At 64.4% G+C, this 18,648-nt stretch carries 18 protein-coding genes and 1 pseudogene; 10 read left to right on the top strand and 9 right to left on the bottom strand.

What is annotated here, in order from left to right; genetic code table 11:
• Nucleotides 1-72 precede the first annotated feature (72 nt).
• The gene (locus ACSVIE_RS04485) at nt 73-2,244 is read right to left on the bottom strand and encodes a DUF222 domain-containing protein (RefSeq protein ID WP_442423126.1); all 2,172 of its coding nucleotides are present in this window, start codon (nt 2,242-2,244) and stop codon (nt 73-75) included.
• Nucleotides 2,245-2,797: 553 nt separating this feature from the next.
• On the opposite strand from ACSVIE_RS04485, the pseudogene ACSVIE_RS04480 reads away from it, so the two are divergent.
• Nucleotides 2,798-3,073 (top strand): annotated as a pseudogene (locus ACSVIE_RS04480) (YsnF/AvaK domain-containing protein); the annotation flags it as partial.
• A 176-nt stretch (nt 3,074-3,249) separates the two neighbouring features.
• The gene (locus ACSVIE_RS04475; RefSeq protein WP_442423125.1) at nt 3,250-3,414 is read left to right on the top strand and encodes a hypothetical protein; all 165 of its coding nucleotides are present in this window, start codon (nt 3,250-3,252) and stop codon (nt 3,412-3,414) included.
• Nucleotide 3,415: 1 nt separating this feature from the next.
• Here ACSVIE_RS04475 and ACSVIE_RS04470 read toward each other — a convergent pair whose 3' ends face one another.
• Nucleotides 3,416-5,317 (bottom strand): glycoside hydrolase family 15 protein, encoded by a 1,902-nt coding sequence (locus ACSVIE_RS04470; RefSeq protein ID WP_442423124.1) that lies wholly within the window; start codon nt 5,315-5,317, stop codon nt 3,416-3,418.
• 204 nt (nt 5,318-5,521) lie between these two features.
• Here ACSVIE_RS04470 and ACSVIE_RS04465 point away from each other — a divergent pair, with 204 nt between their 5' ends.
• The gene (locus ACSVIE_RS04465) at nt 5,522-5,758 is read left to right on the top strand and encodes a DUF6458 family protein (protein ID WP_426004765.1); all 237 of its coding nucleotides are present in this window, start codon (nt 5,522-5,524) and stop codon (nt 5,756-5,758) included.
• Between the two features lie 100 nt (nt 5,759-5,858).
• Here the strand turns inward: ACSVIE_RS04465 and ACSVIE_RS04460 are convergent, their stop codons facing one another.
• Nucleotides 5,859-6,647: a ZIP family metal transporter gene (locus tag ACSVIE_RS04460; protein ID WP_442423243.1), complete on the bottom strand. Its 789-nt coding sequence runs from the start codon at nt 6,645-6,647 to the stop codon at nt 5,859-5,861.
• A 77-nt stretch (nt 6,648-6,724) separates the two neighbouring features.
• On the opposite strand from ACSVIE_RS04460, the gene ACSVIE_RS04455 reads away from it, so the two are divergent.
• The gene (locus ACSVIE_RS04455; RefSeq protein WP_442423123.1) at nt 6,725-7,009 is read left to right on the top strand and encodes a hypothetical protein; all 285 of its coding nucleotides are present in this window, start codon (nt 6,725-6,727) and stop codon (nt 7,007-7,009) included.
• Nucleotides 7,010-7,060: 51 nt separating this feature from the next.
• Here ACSVIE_RS04455 and ACSVIE_RS04450 read toward each other — a convergent pair whose 3' ends face one another.
• Nucleotides 7,061-7,348, bottom strand: coding sequence for a hypothetical protein (locus ACSVIE_RS04450; RefSeq protein WP_442423122.1), 288 nt, complete (start codon nt 7,346-7,348; stop codon nt 7,061-7,063).
• Nucleotides 7,349-7,706: 358 nt separating this feature from the next.
• Nucleotides 7,707-8,300, bottom strand: a complete 594-nt coding sequence (locus ACSVIE_RS04445) for a histidine phosphatase family protein (RefSeq protein ID WP_426004760.1) — start codon at nt 8,298-8,300, stop codon at nt 7,707-7,709.
• Between the two features lie 115 nt (nt 8,301-8,415).
• On the opposite strand from ACSVIE_RS04445, the gene ACSVIE_RS04440 reads away from it, so the two are divergent.
• The 5 genes from ACSVIE_RS04440 (at nt 8,416) to ACSVIE_RS04420 (ending at nt 12,401) form a co-directional block, all read left to right on the top strand.
• Nucleotides 8,416-8,751 (top strand): hypothetical protein, encoded by a 336-nt coding sequence (locus tag ACSVIE_RS04440; RefSeq protein ID WP_426004759.1) that lies wholly within the window; start codon nt 8,416-8,418, stop codon nt 8,749-8,751.
• 122 nt (nt 8,752-8,873) lie between these two features.
• On the top strand, nt 8,874-9,605 hold the full coding sequence (locus tag ACSVIE_RS04435) for a GAF and ANTAR domain-containing protein (RefSeq protein ID WP_442423121.1): 732 nt from the start codon (nt 8,874-8,876) through the stop codon (nt 9,603-9,605).
• A 4-nt stretch (nt 9,606-9,609) separates the two neighbouring features.
• Nucleotides 9,610-9,903, top strand: coding sequence for a hypothetical protein (locus ACSVIE_RS04430; protein WP_442423120.1), 294 nt, complete (start codon nt 9,610-9,612; stop codon nt 9,901-9,903).
• On the top strand, nt 9,900-10,616 hold the full coding sequence (locus tag ACSVIE_RS04425; protein WP_442423119.1) for a GAF and ANTAR domain-containing protein: 717 nt from the start codon (nt 9,900-9,902) through the stop codon (nt 10,614-10,616). Before ACSVIE_RS04430 ends, ACSVIE_RS04425 begins: the two co-directional genes overlap by 4 nt.
• Before the next feature lie 318 nt (nt 10,617-10,934).
• Entirely contained in the window at nt 10,935-12,401 is a 1,467-nt protein-coding gene (locus ACSVIE_RS04420) for a serine/threonine-protein kinase (RefSeq protein WP_442423118.1), read from the top strand.
• A 232-nt stretch (nt 12,402-12,633) separates the two neighbouring features.
• Here the strand turns inward: ACSVIE_RS04420 and ACSVIE_RS04415 are convergent, their stop codons facing one another.
• Nucleotides 12,634-13,863, bottom strand: a complete 1,230-nt coding sequence (locus tag ACSVIE_RS04415) for a GAF domain-containing sensor histidine kinase (RefSeq protein WP_426004753.1) — start codon at nt 13,861-13,863, stop codon at nt 12,634-12,636.
• 154 nt (nt 13,864-14,017) lie between these two features.
• Here ACSVIE_RS04415 and ACSVIE_RS04410 point away from each other — a divergent pair, with 154 nt between their 5' ends.
• Nucleotides 14,018-14,482 (top strand): phage tail protein, encoded by a 465-nt coding sequence (locus tag ACSVIE_RS04410; RefSeq protein ID WP_426004752.1) that lies wholly within the window; start codon nt 14,018-14,020, stop codon nt 14,480-14,482.
• Between the two features lie 31 nt (nt 14,483-14,513).
• Here the strand turns inward: ACSVIE_RS04410 and ACSVIE_RS04405 are convergent, their stop codons facing one another.
• The 3 genes from ACSVIE_RS04405 to ACSVIE_RS04395 all read right to left on the bottom strand — a co-directional run bounded on the left by ACSVIE_RS04405 (nt 14,514) and on the right by ACSVIE_RS04395 (nt 18,627).
• Nucleotides 14,514-15,881 carry a NosD domain-containing protein gene (locus ACSVIE_RS04405; RefSeq protein WP_426007620.1) on the bottom strand — a complete coding sequence of 456 codons (1,368 nt, stop codon included), beginning with the start codon at nt 15,879-15,881 and terminating at the stop codon, nt 14,514-14,516.
• Nucleotides 15,882-15,961: 80 nt separating this feature from the next.
• A complete protein-coding gene (locus tag ACSVIE_RS04400) occupies nt 15,962-17,545 on the bottom strand; it encodes a glycoside hydrolase family 32 protein (RefSeq protein ID WP_442423117.1) in 1,584 nt (527 codons plus the stop codon).
• Between the two features lie 41 nt (nt 17,546-17,586).
• Entirely contained in the window at nt 17,587-18,627 is a 1,041-nt protein-coding gene (locus ACSVIE_RS04395; protein ID WP_426007619.1) for a LacI family DNA-binding transcriptional regulator, read from the bottom strand.
• Nucleotides 18,628-18,648 lie beyond the last annotated feature (21 nt).

The raw sequence follows: 18,648 nt of genomic DNA, 5'->3' as shown, positions 1-18,648 counted from the left end.
GCTGTCGGGCGCTTCTGTGTTGTCCTGGCGCGTCTGATTCATGCGTCTGTTTCAGAGAGCAGGTCTTAGGAGTCAATCTGGCCTGCCGCGTTCGGGCGGCGGTCCGCTGTTCGTGGTCGGGATCTCCTTCACCGGCACCTGCCGTGTGCGGTTTGTGGGTGTGTGGTTTGTAGGTGAGTCGTGGGTGGCGTGTTTTGTGTGGGTGGTTGTGTGGTGGTGGTTTCGGCGTGGGGTTTGTTGGGGGTCGATGTGTGGCGGTGGGGTAAACCATGGGGTGCCGTTCCGGGTGGTGATTTTCCATTGTTCTTTGTGGATGAGGTGGTGGTGGTGTGAGCAGAGAAGGGTGCCGTTGTTGGTGCTGGTGGGTCCGCCGTGTGACCAGTAGGTGATGTGGTGGGCTTCGCACCAGGGGGCGGGGATGGTGCAGTCGGGGAAGGCGCAGCCTTGATCACGGGCGGTGATGGCTTTGCGGATGTGGGGTGGGAAGATCCGGGTGGTGCGGCCGATGTCGAGGATTTGTCCGTCGGTTCCGAGCAGGACGGGCAGGATGTCGGCGTCGCAGGCGATTTTGCGGATGGTGTTGGGGTGTAGTGGTCCGGTGAAGGTCGCGGTTCCGGTGGAGAGGTGTTTTTGGGTGGGCTTGGTGGCGGGGTGGAGCTGGTTGAAGAGTTCATGGGCGTCGATGGTGATGGTGAGTTGGGGTTTGAGGCCGCCGTTGGCTGGTAGATGGGTGGTTTTGAGGGCCAGTGCGCAGGCGGCGACGAGGCCGTCGAGGAGCTTTTGCGCGCGGGAGCGGCGGTCCAGTTCCGGGGCGGCCCCGGGTGTGGGGCTGGTGGGTTGCTTGTGGCTGGTGGGTGTTCGGTGGGGTGGGGTGCCGGGGTGGGCCAAGGATTTGTGCTCGATGACGGCCGTGGTGGCCGGGGCGGGTTTGCTGGCAGCGGGGTAGGTCTCTGCGACTGCTGAGGGGGCAGTGTCGGCGGTGGTGTCGGCGGCTGGATAGGTGCCGGTGTCTTGGGCGTTGAGGCAGGCGGGGCCGGGTGCGTTCGATGTGGTGGTGCTGTTGCTGGGCGTGGTGCCGGGAGTTTCTGGGGTGGGGCCGGGTGCGTTCGATGTGGTGGTGCTGTTGCTTGGCGTGGCGCCGGGAGTTTCTGGGGTGGGGCCGGGTGCGTTCGATGTGGTGGTGCCGTTGCTGGGCGTGGTGGGGGTTAGACGGGGGTTGGTGGCGGCGTTCATGGCTGTTGCGAGGGTTTCGTATTGTTCGGCGGTGGCGAAGATTTCGATGTGGTGTAGTCCGTGGCGGGGTTTGCGGATGAACGCGCCTTGGTGGTGGCGGAGGGCTTCTTCGGTGGGTTCGGGGCCGTCCTGATCGATGCGGTCGCTCCAGCGGCGGGCTATTTTGGCGACGAAGTCGGGGTCGGATTCTGTGGCGGTGGTGGTGAGGGCGTGTTCCATGGCGGCCAAGGTCTGGGGATGGGCGGCGTGCCGGACCTGGTCCAGGGCGGTGGTGATGATTGTTGCTGACCGGGATGGTATTTGGGCGGTGGCCAGGGCGTGGGCGAGCTCTTCGTGTCGGGCGGGGGTTGGCTGGCCGGTGATTGTTGTTCCGGGGAGGGTGTCGTGGGCCAAGGCAAGGCGGCGCCGGGCTTCGCGGATCTCGATCCGCAGCCGGGCGCGAAGGAATTCGGCGGTGTTGCGGTATCCGTCATCGAGTACGGACCTGTTCTGCCAAGCCAGCTCGGCCGAGGTGCTCCCTTCCCCGGCGGTGGTGCGTGCTTCTTTCGGGGCCGGGATGGTTCCGGTTTGGTCGGCAGGGTCCTGGCCTGGGGTGCCTGGGGTGTCGGGGGCGTTGCCGGTGTCGAGGGTGTTGTCGGTTTCGGTCCAACCGGTCCGCCATCCCGGCCCCGCACCCGCCCCCGCACCCGCGCCGGCGGTTTCGGCAGCGAAAGCGGTGGTGGTGTGTGGGGTGTGTTTGGCTGCCTCGCGGGTTCGTTCGACTGCTTGGGCTGCAACTATCTGGAGGTATCCAATGGTCCGGGCGAGGTCTTCGACCCGGCCGGCGAAGTCAGCGGCCTCTTGGACATCGAACAGCCGTGCCGCCGAACCGGCCGCGCTCCGCAGGGCTTCGAGGGCGGCGGCGCCCTCTTCCAACGCCTCCTCCACTTCGCCACCGGCGGGAGCGGGTGTGGGGACGGCAAGGGCGGATGTTCCTGCCCGAAGGGCCGCGACCTGTCCGTTGATTCCCATGAACCAACCCTCCCAACCCGCCGCCGCTATGTAACCACCCAACATCCCGTATGTGGAAAACCACCGCACCGGCGGAACGGACACCGCGAAACCCGGTGAAGGGATGTCCGGGAGGAGCACCGGCGGAACGGACACCGCGAAACCCGGTGAAGGGATGTCCGGGAGGAACGCCGGTGAACCCGTCGGGATGTGCGAGGGGAACGCCGGTGAACCCGTCGGGATATGTGAGAGGAATGCCGGTGAACCCGTCGGGATATGTGAGCGGAACGCCGGTGAACCCGTTTGGATGTGCGAGCGGATCGCCGGAAAACCGTCGGGATATGTGAGCGGAACGCCGGTAAACCCGGTGGGACGTGAGAGGGAAACACAAACCCGATTTTTGCCTTCCCTCTTGCCAACTAAACGCTAAGCATGCTTACGATATTACCAATCCGTGATGCAGAACGATCGATTCCACGATCCCACTCCGCTCCCGGATCCTGAGACCGGTGAAGCAGGCCGCCGGACATGAAAAGCACCACACATCGAATTCCAAGGAGACGCCATGCTCGCCAGCACCACGGTTCCCGTGCAGCGCGAGGAGGTCCGTCTGGAGCGTGAGCCCATTACGGACGCCAACGCCGGTGATGCACGTTCGGGCCCGGACCTGACCGAGAGTGAGCACGAGGTGACCCTCCACGAGGAGCGTCCGGTGGTGGAAAAGGAAACCGTTCCGGTGGAGCGGGTCCGGTTGGAGAAGGACACGGTCACGGAGAACGTCCCCGTCAACGAGGAAGTCCGCAAGGAACGCATCGAAACGGACGGCACCGACGAGACCCGTCGGCTCTAGCCCTCACTAGCCCCTCCAGGGCTGACGGAGTCCAAAGCCAAGGGGTGTCAGCCCCGGGATTTCCGCCGCCGGTGGGGTCAATACCAGTAGGGTCAGCGCCCGACGGCGGGAGGTCGCCGTCGGGCGTTTGGCCCACCACCTGCTGCTACCGCAGCAAGGCCGCAGATCGGATGGCCATGAACAAGGAACAGGACACGGAGCAGGGCTCACCTACCACACAGCAGATGAGCACCGTGGGCCAGCGCCGCCGCGAGGCTGAGCGCAAACTCGACCAGCACCTGGAGGAGGCCCGGCACAAAGCGGAGTCCGCCCATCCTGACGAGCAGACGACCGAGTCGTAAGTCACCGACTGGTTTCCGGCCGCTTCTCCGGGGCCGGATGACTCGTGCCCGGGCCGCTCTCCATGGCGTCCTTGGGCAGTTGGCCGGATCCCCGTTCGGGATGCTTGGGCCGCTGCAATGGAGTGTCGCTGCCGTGGGCTTCGCCGTGGTGGAGTTGCAGTGCGCAGTGGATCAGCGGGAAGTGGCTGAAGGCCTGCGGTGTGTTGCCCAATTGTCGTTGGGAGACCGGATCCCATTCCTCGCTGAGCAGGCCGACGTCGTTCCGGAGTGACAGCAGGCGCTCGAACAGTGCGGTGGCTTGGTCCCCGCGGCCCAGTCCCAGCAAAGCATCCACCAGCCAGAACGAGCACGCCAGGAATACGCCTTCATGCCCGGTCAGTCCGTCGTGACCTGACTCTGTCCGGTACCTCAGCACGAGGCCATCTTCCGTGAGCCGCTCCTGGATGGCCTGCACGGTACCCGCAACCCTGAGATGGCGGTGCGGCAGGAAGCCGACGCGGGGAACCAGCAGCAAGCTGGCGTCGAGTTCCCTGCTGCCGTAGGACTGGACGAATGAGTTGAGTTCCTCGTCGAAACCGTTCCTCATCACATCAGCGTGGATCCCGCTCCGCAGCGCTGCCCAACGGTCGTCCGGTCCAGGCAAGCCAGAGGTCCTGACCGCCTTGACCATGCGGTCTGCCGCAACCCAGGCCATGACCTTGGAGTGCGTGAAGTGGCGGCGCGGTCCGCGCATCTCCCATAGTCCGTTGTCGGGCTTGTCCCAGGCGCCTTCGAGGTACTCCATCAACGCGACCTGGATGTCCCACGAGGTATCCACGGTGCCCGGCGGTGACGCAGCCCGGGTCAGTGACAGTCCGTCCAGGACTTCACCCCACACGTCCAGCTGGAGTTGGGGTGCGGCGGCGTTGCCGGTGCGGACCGGCCGGGAGTTTTCGTAGCCGGACAGCCAGGGGATGTCCGCTTCCGGAAGCCGGCGGGAGCCGTCCAGGCCGTAGACGATCTGCAGCTCGGAGGGGTCGCCGGCGATGGCGCGGAGCAACCATTCGCGCCAAGCTGCGGCTTCTTCCGTGTATCCGGCCGCAAGGAGCGATTGCAGCGTCAGCGTGGCGTCACGGAGCCAGCAGAAGCGGTAATCCCAGTTCCGGGACCCGCCAAGTTGTTCGGGCAGGGAGGTTGTTGCCGCAGCCACGATCCCGCCGGTGGGAGCGTACGTCAGCGCCTTTAGCGTGATCAGCGACCGCTCCACGGGGTCCTTGTACTTGCCCTCCATCTCGCTCCTGGCGATCCATTCGCGCCAGAACGAATCGGTGGCGTCGAACGCCTTGAAGGGGTCGATGCGCCGCGGCTCGGGTTCGTGGCTCGGAGCCCAGCGAAGCACGAAGGGGATGCGGTCTCCCGCTCGCACGGTGAACTCGCTGACGGTGTGTTTGTTTTCTCCCCGCAAGGGGGCCGGTGTGGTGAGGTAGGCGGAGTCGGGTCCCGCCACTGCGCTGATGCCGTGTTTGCTGTGGCGGACCCAGGGCACCACCCGGCCGTAGTCGAAGCGAAGCACCACCTCGCCGCGCATGGCCACCTCGCCGGACAGCCCTTCCACGATCCTCACAAGGTCCACGGCGTCGTCGCGGACGGGCATGAAGTCGGTGACGCGTACTGCGCCGCCGTCAACTTCCCATTCGGTTTCCAGGATGAGCGTGTCCGGCCGGTACCGGCGTCTGGTGCAGTTGCCCGGGGCGCCGGCGGGTGCGATCAGCCAGCGGCCGGCTTCGCTTGTGTCCAGCAGTGCGGCGAAACATGCGGGGGAATCGAAACGCGGAAGGCACATCCAGTCGATGGACCCGTTACGGCCCACCAAAGCCGCGGTGTTCAGGTCCCCGATGATTGCGTAGTCCTCAATCCTGGGCAAGGCATCAGATCCTTCCGTCGGCGTCCTGGCTACGCCCGACGCTACTCCTTACGGGCACGGCCTGAAAGAACCGGCCCGACGTAAGGCGGACAATGCAAGGCACAAAGCTCTGGTGCCCCCACATTCTCCGTCAGTATGCTTACCATATCGGCAGTGTCCGGGTTCTTCCGTTCTCCGGACGCCGACCACGAGAGGAGCACGACCATGAGGATAGGTTCTTCCATAGCCCTGATCGCGATCGGTGCGATCCTGGCCTTCGCTCTTGCCCCGGGACTCATTCCCTTTGTTGATCAAGTTCTTATTGGCTACATACTGATAGTGGCCGGAGTCATCGGCCTCATCGTTTCCATCATCCTGAGCACCCGGACCCGGCGTACGGACACGGTCGTGGAGCGCCGCGGCGCGCCGGACACGATCGTCGAACGCCGCACCGATATCTAACAGAAAATCAGCCAGGCACCCTGGCGACAAAGCGCACGACGGCGGGAGGTCGCCGTCGTGCGCTTTCTTGCGTTAAGGCGGGGTGCTGCGCGGCTGCCACTCAGGCAAGCGACAGCGAGAACGACAGGACGAATCCCGCTGCCGTGCTCAACGCCACCGCCGGGCCGCCGTGTTCGTAGGCTTCCGGCATCAGCGTGTCGGCCAGGGAGGCAATGACGGCGCCGGCGGCGAAAGCGAGCGGCAGGGAGATGGTCTGCGGATCCGCGGAAGACAATGGTCCTGCGCCCAGCATCACCGCGGCCACAAGGAGGACGGCGCAGACGGTCCACAGCAGCATGGTGGCGCCGGCGGGCTTGCCTTGGCTGCGCATGGAGGAAGCGCCCACCAGGGCCTCGGGCAGGTTGGATACGAAGATTGCGGCTAGGAGGGCAAGGCCGCCGGAGCCTTCCTGCAGGGAGATGCCCAGGGCCACATTTTCCGGGACGCCGTCCAAGGTTACTGCCGCCAGCAGGGCCATGCCGGCGGCGCCGCGCGTCGAGGCGGAGGTAGCGCGCTTGTCGGAGGCGGCGGCGTTGGTGTCGAGCTTGGGGCTGCCTTGGATTTCGTCGGCAGGTTTGGTCTTGTTGCCCGCCTGCGCCCAGCGGTCCAGCAGTGCACTCAGGACGGTGAAAACCACGGCTCCGGCGGCGAGACCCAGCGCCGCCCTGAGGATGCCGCCCTGTTCGTAGGCATCTTCAAAGAGTTCAAAGGCAAGGGCCGTGATCAGGGAGCCGGCAGCGAAGGACAAGAGGATGGCGAGAAGCCGCTTGGGCAGTTCGAACCGCACGCCGACCAGGGCGCCGATCACCAGGGCGCTGGAGGCAATCAATCCAAACCACAATGCTGCCATCACACGGCCAGTATAGAAGTAAGGAGCCTGATCTTTACATGTCCCGGGGACGCGGGTTCCCGGCGTAGGCTGCTGCCATGGAGAAGTCGTTCGACATTGAACTTGTCAACCAGGATGAATACGTGGTCCGCTGGGCGTCGGAGGGGCAGACCGGGGAATCGGTCTTCCGGGTCACCCCTGATTTCCTGGGGGAGTCCGGGATGGAAGGCCATGACGGGCAACGGATCGTCGAGGAAACGTCCCACTACCTGGCTGAGCGGCAGCCCGTCATCGACTTTCCCCAAACGGTGGATCTTGAAGAGATCGCGGCGGCGTACCCGGACTTCGTGCTGGCACTGAAGACAGCGTTGGAAAAGCGCTAAGACCGTTACTGCGGCTGATCGAGCCCGGAGTTGGTCAGTACTGCAGGTTGGTCAGTACTGCAGGTGGACCTCGAACTCCCCGGGGTCCCTGCCGGTCAGCTGCGACAACGCGTTGACGACGGCCGTTTCAGCATCTTCCAGGCGTGCCGCGTGCACCACCAGGCCAGGGTATTGGGCTACTTGGAGTTCGAACCAGCAGTCGGCCGCCAGTGACACCACCGCTGTCACCGTGGTGACAGCGCCCGTGGGTGGCTCCTTGTCCCCGGCGGAATCGGCCCCGGCGGAATCGGCCTCTGGGGACCCGGCCTCGCGGGATCCAGCTCCCGGGGATCCGGCCAAGCTGGATCCAGACCTGGGGGATCCGGCCAAGCTGGATCCAGACCTGGGGGATCCGGCCAAGCTGGATCCGGTCAAGCGGGATTGGCGGGCGGCGGTGAGAGGCATGCTGACCTCCAAGGCATGGAGCGTTGGGGCCAACTTCTTGACTGCGTCGAGCATACGCAAAGTGGCATGGCCCATGTCAATAACCTGGGTGCTGTGGCGAGCCTGGGCCACCCGCTGCGGCCTGCCGCCCAGGGTTACCCGCTGCGTCCAGGCTGTGCCACCCGCCCGGCGAGCCTGGGCCACCCGCTGCGGCCTGCCGCCCAGGGTTACCCGCCGCGGCCAGCCACCTTCGCTGGCCTGTCCGTTGAGGAAGTCAGGCGTCCACAGGGGACGTCAGAAGCTCGCCGTTGAAGTATTCCAGGCGCCATCCATCGTCCACATGGTGGTGCGCCAGATTCAGCACGGCATTCTGCACACTGTCCAAGGTCCGTCCGATCGCTTTGCTGAGGGCCAGCCTGATCAGGGTCCCGTGTGCCACCACCAGCACACGCTGTCCGGGGAACTCCCTGGCCAGTTCGTGGAGTGCTGCGATGCCGCGGTTGGCAGCGTCTTCGTCGCTCTCGCCGCCGCGGAATCCGCCGTCGATACGGAGGGCTTCCAGTTCCGGCCCTGCCTGCAGCCCCTCTGCTTCCCCGAAGCTCCGTTCGGTCAACGCGGGTACCCGCCGCGCTACCTTCAGCCCAAGGCCTTCGGCGATGAGGTCGGCTGTCTCTGCGGCCCGGCTCAACGGCGAGGAAACGATCGTGTCCCATTCATAGCCGGAAAGGATGCCCACGGCATCCCGGGCCTGTCCGCGGCCAATCTCGTTGAGCGGAATGTCCGTGGCGCCCTGCAGCCGTCGCTCTGCGTTCCAGTCAGTCTGGCCGTGGCGGACGAGGGCGAAGGTGGTAAGGGTCATGATGTCCATTCTGCCCTGACTGCCGGCAACAACCTGAACCCATGGCTTGTGTGACCCGGGAAGCCTATAGTGAAAGAGTCAGAGCTGATGCAGTCCGGCAACGATTACTAATCCCGAGGTTGCCATGATTCGCCACGATCTGCCCCAATTCATCCATGAGTCCCTGGTGTATGAGGAAGACACCACTGAAGGCCTGGATTTCGACACCCTGTACGGCCTCTACATCAGTTGGTGCCACCTGCAAGGAAGCACTCCCGTGTCCGAGCGTGCCCTTGGCGCCGCGCTCAGGAAGCAGCGGTTCCACCGTGTCCGCCACTCCAGGAACCAGTCCTACGCCGGTCTGCACATGGTAGGCCCGGCTGCGCGCGACTACGTTATGCACTGCGACACGTGCTGGTCCGCCGAGTCACTGGATGACCTGCAGGACGTCACGGAGGACCGCGGGCTCCTGCTCCGATAATCCCTCCACGGAAGAATGCAACTTGTCCTGCGCAGAAGTGGAGCATCGGTGCTTTGTGTGCTGGGATGAAGCACGGGGAACTTCTTTCCTGCGCAGGCCAACAATCACGGAGTGGAGCAGTCATGGATACTGAACTGCCGCTGCCTGGCGAACTGGCTGCGGTTTTTGCCTGGGCGAACGGCATGCTCCTCAGCGAGGAAACAGTCGACGCCGCACTGAACCTCATCACCGAAGCCGCCGTACTGGCTGCTGACGATGCCTCCGGCGCGGGTGTTTCCCTGATCGAGCCGGACGGCTACCGCAGCAGCACTGCTTCCACCAACGATCTCGTGGCGCAAGCCGACGCCCTGCAGTATGAGATGGGCCAGGGTCCATGCCTGACGGCGTGGGCCGCTGGACGGCCCGTCATTGTGGAGGATGTCCGGCTGGACAGCCGATGGCCCGAATGGGGTGCTGCCGCTTTCGATCTTGGCCTGCGCTCCTGCATCAGTGTTCCGCTGGTCTCCGGCGGCCTGGCCTTCGGTGCCATCAAGATCTACTGGGAGAACCCCCAACTCGCGTCGCCGCGTCTGGTCCGCCTCCTGGAGACCCTGGCCGCACAGGCGGCCATCTTCCTGGTCAACATCCAGACCCGGGACAGGGTTTCCTCGATGAGCGAGCAGCTTAAAGCAGCCTTGCTGCAGCGCAATGTGGTCGGTACTGCCAAGGGAATCATCATGGCCAGCCATGGCCTCGATGAAGGTGAAGCCACCTGCATCTCATTACAAGGTCCACCAGGGAGGGCCGGACGTTGCGGGACATCGCACAGGAAGTCATTGATGGCCTGTCTGGACATGACTCCTGACCGGGGGTGAATCGATGGCCGTCCCTGGAGACGAGGACGAACAGCGCGGAACGTTCAGGGCTGCCTTCGAGGCGGCAGGAATCAAGATCGACCATGTGTGGATGCAGTATTTCAGCATCGGCGGGATGTCGGGCCTGGTTGAAGTCCAGGCCTATGTCTACGGCGCCCTCACCCTTCCACCGCTGGAGCGTGATCTGCTTGCGCACGCGTTGAACGAGTCGCTTGACGCCATGGGGGTGGACGGCCGAAGGGCCAGTTACAGCCGTGAAGTCTTTAAGGACAGCGGCGACGATCCGCACCTGGAGTGACTCTCTCCGCCACGGAAATCGGACCCCTGTCGGGGACCGATGACATTAAGGGCTTTCTGGACGGCACTACCCGCTATGCGGCTGTCACCTTGAGCCGTGCCACGGGCTCGCGGATCGAATGCGCCGTGACGCTTCATCGCCGCAAGCGCGCCATCACCATCGCGGGCAGCAGCGACGACGCGATACTCCTGGATGGGATTGAGCAGGCCATCGGGGAAGGCCCGCGCCTGGAGGCACTTCGCATTAACTCACCTGTGCTTCTGAACGATATCGAGGATGACAGCCGCTGGCCGCGTTACGTCAAGAACCTGCGCGCTGCCGGAGCGCGGAGCGTCCTGGGCATTCCCCTCCAGTTGGGGGAGGACGCCTCTGCCGCCCTGAACTTCTTTGCCTTGGGACCCGGCCTCTTCACGGATGAGGCCGTGGAGGAAGCCAGGGTCTTTGGTGACATGGCAGGACAGGCGCTGCGCCTTGCCCTCCGCATCGCGGCCGCGGAGTTGCTGGCCCAGGACCTCAGGGCAGCCATGGAGCGCCGTACGGCCATCGACCTGGCGTGCGGCATCATCATGTCCCAGAACTCGTGCACGCAGGAGGCCGCCTTCGGCTACCTGCTGAAAGCCTCGCAGCACCGGAACCAAAAGCTCCACGACATCGCCGCGGAAATCATCACCGGGCGGATCGACGGCTCGGTAGCCACCAACTTTGAGGACTGAACGTACGACGGCGGCAGGTCGCCGTCGTACGTTTTCCTGCGGTGGGTGCCGCCCGCGGCGGAGTTGACGGGCCAAGGTGACCACCCAGTAACATTCAGCAGCCCCACATTGCCTTCCCCGGCGAGTAGTAAGTATCCTGATGACTTATCTGGTGATCCGGATGATGCTGTTTTGACGCAGGGATGCTCAAGTCGCAGCGGTTGGCCCCCAATCCAGCCGCGCGGCAACGTGAAAGTTTGATCGACGGCGTTACCTGGAAGCAAAGAACAGTGGTTGGGTTCAGGAGCACCCGGGTAAGCCTGAAGGGCGTGACAATTCGTGGGCGACAATCAACAGACCGTGGACCTCAACGGCCCCGGCTGCAGTGACGGCGACACCATCGGTGACCGTTACCGGCTGGGACCCGTCCTGGGGCGGGGAGCGATGTCCACCGTTTACCGGGCGCAGGATCTGCTGCTCGGCAGGGACGTGGCCATCAAGCTCTTCTTGCCTGGTTCCGGCGACGAATCCTTCCGAACGCGGCAGGAAACGGAAATGCGGCTCCTGGCCGCTTTCGACCACCCGGGGCTCGTAGCGGCTTTCGACGCAGGCGTCGATACCCGCAACGATGAAGAGCGGGCCTACCTGGTGATGGAGTTGGCCGAGGGTCGTGACCTCCGGGCCGTGTTGTCCGAAGGGCCACTGACAGTGCCCGAAACCACCCGCATCGGCGTGAAGCTTGCCGGCGCGTTGGCGCAGGTCCATGGGCATGGGGTGATCCACCGAGACATCAAACCCGCCAACATCCTGGTCTCGGAGGAATCCGGTGAGGCCCAGTCCGTGAAGCTGGCGGACTTCGGCGTGGCCCTGGTGATGGACGACAACCGCCTTACAGCCACGGGCTTCACTGTGGGCACGGCCCAATACCTCAGTCCGGAGCAGGCCCAAGGGCTGCACCTGACTCCGGCCAGCGACATCTACTCCCTGGGCCTGGTGCTCCTGGAATGCATCACCGGCAGGGCTGAATACCCGGGCACTCCGGTTGAAACCGCGTCGGCCCGGCTGCACAGGGCACCCGAGGTTCCTGAGGGCCTGCCCGGTGGACTCACGGCCCTGCTCCGCGCCATGACGGATATGGACCCTGGCTTGCGCCCCGCCGCGGGGGACGTCGAAGAGATGCTGACCAATGGCGGCAGTTACGCAACCTCCGGCACCGCGATCCTTCCTGCCTTCGAGGCGGTGCCGGGTGGCTCGGCTGTCGCCTTCGAGACGCTGCCTGGTGGTTCGGCGGGGCGGGTGCATGCCGAACCCGTCCACGCTTCGCATCCTCCGCAGACCCGCAGGGCACGCCGGCGCAGGCCTGACAGGCAGACCGGAACCCTGGCCGTCCTTGGTGCGGTGGGAAAGCGCCACCCCAGGGTGGTGGGCGGAGTTGCCGCTGCGGCTGTGACCATCCCGGTGGCACTGGCCCTCCTGAGCCAGGGAGTCGTCGCTTCCGGAACGCCCGACCAGTCCACGGAGCCCGCCGGATCCGACGTCTCGATCGCCGAGCCCCTCCATAACGTCCCCGCGGCCCCCGACCCTGTGCCGTCCGCCGAGGTTGTTCCTGCTGCGGAGGTTGCCAGCATCCCGGAACCCGCGTCGGTTCCCGTCCAGGTCCCGGCGCAGCAGGTTCAGGTGCCTGTCCAGGAGGCCGTGCCGGGCGGCACCGGAGGAAAACCCGCAGCCGTGAAGAGTGGAGGCAAGAGCGAGACGAAGCCGGGTGGCGGAAAACCTGAAGGCGCCAAGGGCGGCGGCCGCGACTGACCTGCGAGGTATAGTCGCAGGATCTGCAGGGGAAAATCCTAAGGAGCCTGATCTTGAGGCAATCTTGAGGTTTTCTTCCGGAATTCTTGAGCCGCGGCTGACACCTTAAAGGTGTCTCGCATCAGCCGAAGGCATGCTGGGTGGTCTGTTTGGCAGTAGGCAGGCCACCCACACTTTTGTCTCCTGCCCGGGATAGCCGCCCCGCGGGTGGCGTTCAGAAGACCCGCAGAAGCTAGCTCCCGGCCGGGAAACTGATTGCCACAGTGGTTCCACCGCCCGGGGTTTCCCGGAGCATCAGTTCGCCGCCGTGTGCTTTCGCGATGCTGCTGCACGTGGCCAGTCCCAAGCCGCTGCCCGGCCCGTCTCCCGGACGGCGCAGGCGTACCAGGGGCTCCAGGACCTTGGCACGATCCTCCGGGTCGATCCCCTTCCCGTTGTCGGCCACGTAGATCGTTGCTCCGTGATAGTTCGAGACACCACTGACCCGGATCCGCAGGTCCCGCTCCGGACTGCGGTAATTCATGGCATTGGTCAGCAGGTTCTGGAGGAGGGTCCGCAATTGGCCGCGGTCTGCATGGAGGAACACATCATCCACTTCGACGAGCCCGTCCTCCTCGATGCCCAGGTCACGGATGACGTCGTCCGTTGCTTCCTTGAGCGACACCCGCACCGGGTGGATACCCCCGCCCACCCGCGAGTAGCTGAGGACATCTTCCAACATGGCCAGCATGCGGCGTCCTGAAGCCCCAATGCGTTCCAGGTACTTGGCAGGCGTACTCCCCGGTTGGATATCGGGATCGTCCTCCACCATTTCCACATAGCCAAGGATGGTGGTCAGCGGGATGCGGAGATCATGGCTGACCCGGCCGGCGAATCCCGCGAGCTTGGCATTGCTGTCCTTGAGCTCGGCATAGGTCCGGTCCAGCTGGACCGTGCGGTGCTGCAGTTCCAGGAGCTCAACAACCTGCTTGGCCAGGATCTCAAGCATGCTGACCTGCTGGGGCAACAGCTCCTGCGGCTTGTCAGAGAAAACGCACAGGGTGCCGGGGACGAATCCCGAGTCGGTCTGCAGCGGCACTGAGGCGTAGAAGCGCACCTTGCCGATGTCGCCCGTCACAAAGGGGTTGTCGGCAAAGCGCGGGTCCTGGGAGGCATCGGGAACCACCGTCTTTTCACGGGACAGGAAAACCTTGGCGCACATGGAGTCGTCGCGTGAGCACACCCCGGGATCAACTCCCCAGGCGCCGATCTGGTGCTGGTACTCCGCGCTGATGATGTTGACGACGCCAAAAGGCGCGCCACAGAGTTCGGTGGCCAGCCGTACCAGGTTTTGGAGGGCACTGAGGACGGCGGAATTGGGAAGAAGGTTGGATTCAAGCGACGGGTCCAGCCCGTATTCGCGCAGTTCCAGGTCGCGGCTGACATCGTCCGCGAAAGTTAGTTGCCCTCTTGCACCCGACATGTGAGTAAAGTCCCCCCCAGCTTCATAAGGATTCCCTGCCGATGATACCCGCCGGCAGCCGATGTCTCTGGTTAGGTGAGCAGGATCCGAGAAGCGCCGCAGGACGGCTGGTCCTAGGCTGAAGACCACATCGGATTCCCACCAAAGGAGCACCATGCCATACACCGTCAATTTCCAGGAGGTCTCCACCGTTGGCCTGGAGTCTTCGCCAGTGGCCGGGGCCTTGGCCGGACTGCGGGCCAACGAGGCCCGCTACTTCAAGAACAAGTACGACCACGAGTTCACGGTGGTACCTGCAGAGGAGGCTCCGGAGATCGTCGACTACGTGAACAGGGTGCTCAAGGAGCGGGACCTTGTCATGGAATCCCGCCCCCTGGAAGTTACGTCCTTCGACGTGGAGGGCACCCGTTGGACCTACGTGTTCTACGAATCCGGCTTGTCGATCAATGTCCTGTACGGACTCGAGCCCGGCAGCAAGCGTGCCGTGGGGTTCAAGCTCTCCCAGGGCATGGAGGTCCCGGCAGAACTGGCCGGAACCTTCAAGTTTGCCCGTCAAAAGTCCAAGCTGGCCGGGGAAATCCGCGGCTCATTCTTCGTGATCAAAGGTGAGTACAACTAGTCCGCTCTTGGCAGCAGGCAGGGGCTGCCCGTCACTGCTGCCGTTGGGGGTTGTCCGCACCGCGTGCAAAGCCGGGCGTGGTCCGGAGCGCATTGACTGCCCTGTCCGCGATGATCTGCGCATCGGTGCCGGAATCCAGGATTGTGTTCCTTACCGATCCGGGATCAACGAGGACTGTTGTCACGTCCAGGCCATCGGTGGTCCGGGTGGTCAACAGGGCGTCCACCTGCGCTTCGAAGCAGGACTCACTCGATGTGGCATGGACATCTTTCGCCACCACGTGGTTGGTGGAGACCATGTTGCCGGCTCCGTCCGTGAGCCTGATGATGACGGGAGTCGCCCCCGGCGGCCGGGTGCTGTCCGCGTCGATGACCAACGAGAAGTGGTTGGCGAGGACTGAGTTGTCGCTGCCGTGGACGGTGAGCAACCCGTGGGTGTCGTCCAGGCCGTTGTCGATGCCGAAGAAGGGTGTCCACGGCTCGTGGTCCCGCAGGAAATGGTTGGTGGCCACGAGGTTTTCGGAGCTGTTGGCCGCCAGGACCACCATCCCGGGGTAGAACGAGTGCAGGCGGTTGTTGGTCACGCTGGACCGGGTGACGCCGGAAAGATGGACGCTGTCGGCACCCCGGGGAAAGACGTTGTTGGCAGTGACCAGGAGCCCGCCGTGGTTCTCCGCGTAGATGGAGTGGCCCTTGAAACCTGCTCCGATCAGGTTGTCGGTGATCTTGGAGGCCTGCCCCCAGCTGCGCAGTTCGATGCAGTTTCCACATTCGGCAATGAAGTTGTCGTGGATGGAGAGCGCATCGGCTTTGTGGATGGTCAGCGCGTGTTCCAGGTAGATGAATCCCATGCCGTTGATGCGGAAGGAATCGTTGGCACTGGCAACATGGATACCGGTTTTGCCGTTGACATAGGTGTTCTCCGGCGGCAAGGAAGAGCCGTCTGCGCTGAAGTGCAGGCCGTCGATGCAGAAATTGGTGAATTCGACGGAGCTGATCCGCGGGCTGCCGCTCCGTTCGACGTAAAAGGCGGCTCCCTGGGCTTCCGCCGCTCCGTCGCCGGCGGGAAGGTCCACCAGGATCCTGCTGCCCCCGGGCCACAGCTCGTGCAGATCAGGCCATTCCTCGCCCGGGACGTTGAACCGGATGCTCGATGACGTGAAACCATGGCCCGCGCCTTGGATGGTGAGGAAGCTGATGTCAATCAGCACCTGTGTCTTCAGGCGATAGTCGCCGGGCGGAAGATGGATCACCGCCCCCGGCTTGCCGCCGTCGTTGACGTCCGTAGCGTTTTGCCGTTGCTTGATGTCGGCGATGATGCTGTTGATGACGTGGCCAACGTCCTCGAAGGGGTTGCCCACGGGCCACGTGGTGACGTCGTAGTAGTTGCTGCCGGACATGGTGTGGATTCCCTCTGGGTAACGGGCCTGGAAAGCGGGGCTCAGGCTGTGGGCTTGGTGTGTCATGGTAGTCCCCTCCTTTAAGTAAGCGTCCAAACGGTGAGTTTGAGCAGCGTTGCCGGGCCTCCACCGACCGTGAGCCAGTTCTCCACGCTGTGGGCGTCCGGGAAAACAAGGTCGGTCAGGACCACCCTGCCGTCCTGGGCAAAGACTTCCACTGAGCACTGGTCTGCAACGATCAGCAGCTTGAGCACACCACGGTCCAGTGCGACGGGCGCTGACTCAACGGACGGGAACTTGGGGTGGAAACCGGTGTTGCCCGACTGCCGGCGGTCCAGGGTGAGCCTCGATGTCGCTGTGTCATAGCGCAGGACCGTGCCCTGCGTCTGATCGGTGCTGCCGAAGAGCAGGAATTCGGCGCCTTCAGCTCCGGCGAGGTGCATGGATGCCTCGATCGCGTAGGCACTGCCCGGTTCGACGTCCGGCAACCTGAGTGATGAGTCCCGCAGCTCAAAGGGGCCCGGGTCCATGAGCTGCCCCGCGCCGGACTGTGCGGGAAGGACAGGCTGCTGGACCAACCGCGCCGAGCCATCGACGGTGATAAGCCGAAGTTCCCGGGGCAACGTCATGGACGAACGCCACGGCGATGTGGGCAGCTCGTTCGCGTAGTCCCAGTTGTTCATCCAGCCCATGATGATCCGCCGGGTGTCCGGGACATTGCTGAAGGAGACCGAGGCGTAGCAGTCCCGCCCCCAGTCCAGCCACAAGCTCCGCTGCAGCGCGTCCGCCCGTGCGGCAGGGTCGGCAATGGCTGAAACTCCGGAAGGCGCCGCAAGGGAAGCTGCGTCCGGAACGAAGCTGGCGCCGTCGAAATGGCCCACGAAGTACTGGCCGCCGGATCCACCCGCCACTGCGCCGGGGTTCACGTTGACGATCAGCACCCACGTGATGCGGTCCGGATTACCGTCCACGGGAAGGGGAAACAGGTCAGGGCACTCCCACTCACCGGCGTCCGCATTGGCGGGGCCAAAGTCGCTGAGGAATTCCCAGGTTTTGAGGTCGTCTGAACGGTAGAGGACCACCTTTTGCTGCTGGGCTTCGACGGCGACCATCACCCAGTACGCGTCAAAGTCACCCTGGTACCGGAACACCTTGGGATCGCGGAAATGCGCTGAATTCCGGGCCAAGACGGGATTCCCAAGGTACTTCTCCCACGTCATGCCGCCGTCGGTGCTGTAGGCCAGGGACTGGGCCTGCGTGCCGTGGTGCGCCGACGCCTCCTTAAAAGCGCTCGTGTACACGGCAACCAGCGGAGGCGTCTCCGAAGAGCCAAAGCCGGACGTATTGCCGTGGTCCACCACTACGCTGCCGGAGAAAATGTCCTCGGTGTCGTCACCGGCGATCGCCACAGGGTGTTCCGTCCAATGCAGCAGGTCGCGGGACGTGGCGTGGCCCCAGGACATGTTGCCCCAAACGCTGCCGTAGGGGTTGTTCTGGAAGAAGAGGTGGTACTCACCATCGTGGAAAACCAGGCCGTTGGGGTCATTCAGCCATGTGTCCCTTGCCGTGAAGTGGATGGCGGGCCGGAATCTGGCGGTGGCCTCCGGGGTGGTTTCCGCGCCCGGGACTGTTTCCGGGCGCGCGGCATCAAGGCTGCTGGACATGGGGGCGTTCCTTTGGAGACGTTGAGGTTGGTAATGGGGCGTTAGCGAGGTGCTGCAACGGAATCGCGGCGGACCAGGGGACAGCCCAGGATGGTCGGGTGGAGCGTCAGGAGGGACAGGTCTGTCTTTCCCTCGATGGCGTCAATCAGGTGCTCGGTAGCCCAGGCACCCATCTCGTAGTGGGGGAGGGCCACAGTGGTGAGGCCCGGGAAGAGGTTGGCGGCGATCAGTTCCTGGTCATCGAAGCCGACCACCGACAGATCGGCCGGAATGGACAGTCCCAGTTCTGCGGCGGCACGGTAGGCGCCCATCGCCATGCGGTCGTTGTAGCAGAACAATGCCGTAGGCCGGTCCTCGCGGGACAGGATCCGGCGGGCTGCTTCATAGCCGCCCTGCACCTCGGAGACCTCCGACTCCACAGGTGCGCCGCCGCCGTCGAGCCCTGCTTCGGTGAGCATGGCCCGGAAAGCCTGGAGGCGCTCGCGGGTGGCCGGAACGTCGTCGGTGTTGTTGATGAAGCCCACCTTGGTGTGGCCCGCCTCCAGCAAAGCGCCGACGGCGGCACGCGCACCTCCCGCCTCATCGGGGATCACGGCCGTGATGTTCCCTCCCGTGGCCACCGAGTCCACCAGGACGGACGGTACGCTGCCAAGGTTCGATGGCAGGTCCACATTCCGGTGATACATGGTGGCGTAGAGGATGCCGTCCACCCGCCGCTCCAGCAACGCCTGCACATCAGCTTGCCGGGATTCGAGGCTGGCCGAGCCCGGCGTGTTGATGATCATGAGGTTGTAACCCCGGGCCTTGGCGGCCTCGTCCGCACCGAGGATGATCCGGCCTGCGTGGGGCGTGGTGGCGATTTCTTCGCTGACCAGCCCCAGCATGCCGGTCCTTTGGGTTCGCAGTGCCTGGGCAAGGCGGTTGGGTCCGTAGCCGAGCTGCTCGGCCGCGGACCGGACCTTGTCCCTGGTTTCGGGGCTGACCCGGGCATAGGAGACCTCGTTGAGGACGTGCGAGACAGTCGTGACGGAGACACCGGCGGCGACGGCCACGTCCTTGATACCGATGTTCTTGTTGCTCATCTTCTCTGCCACGTCCTTATG

This window comes from Paenarthrobacter sp. NCHU4564, from assembly GCF_052156435.1.
Lineage (GTDB): Bacteria > Actinomycetota > Actinomycetes > Actinomycetales > Micrococcaceae > Arthrobacter.
This window is presented reverse-complemented; position numbering and strand designations above follow the sequence as displayed.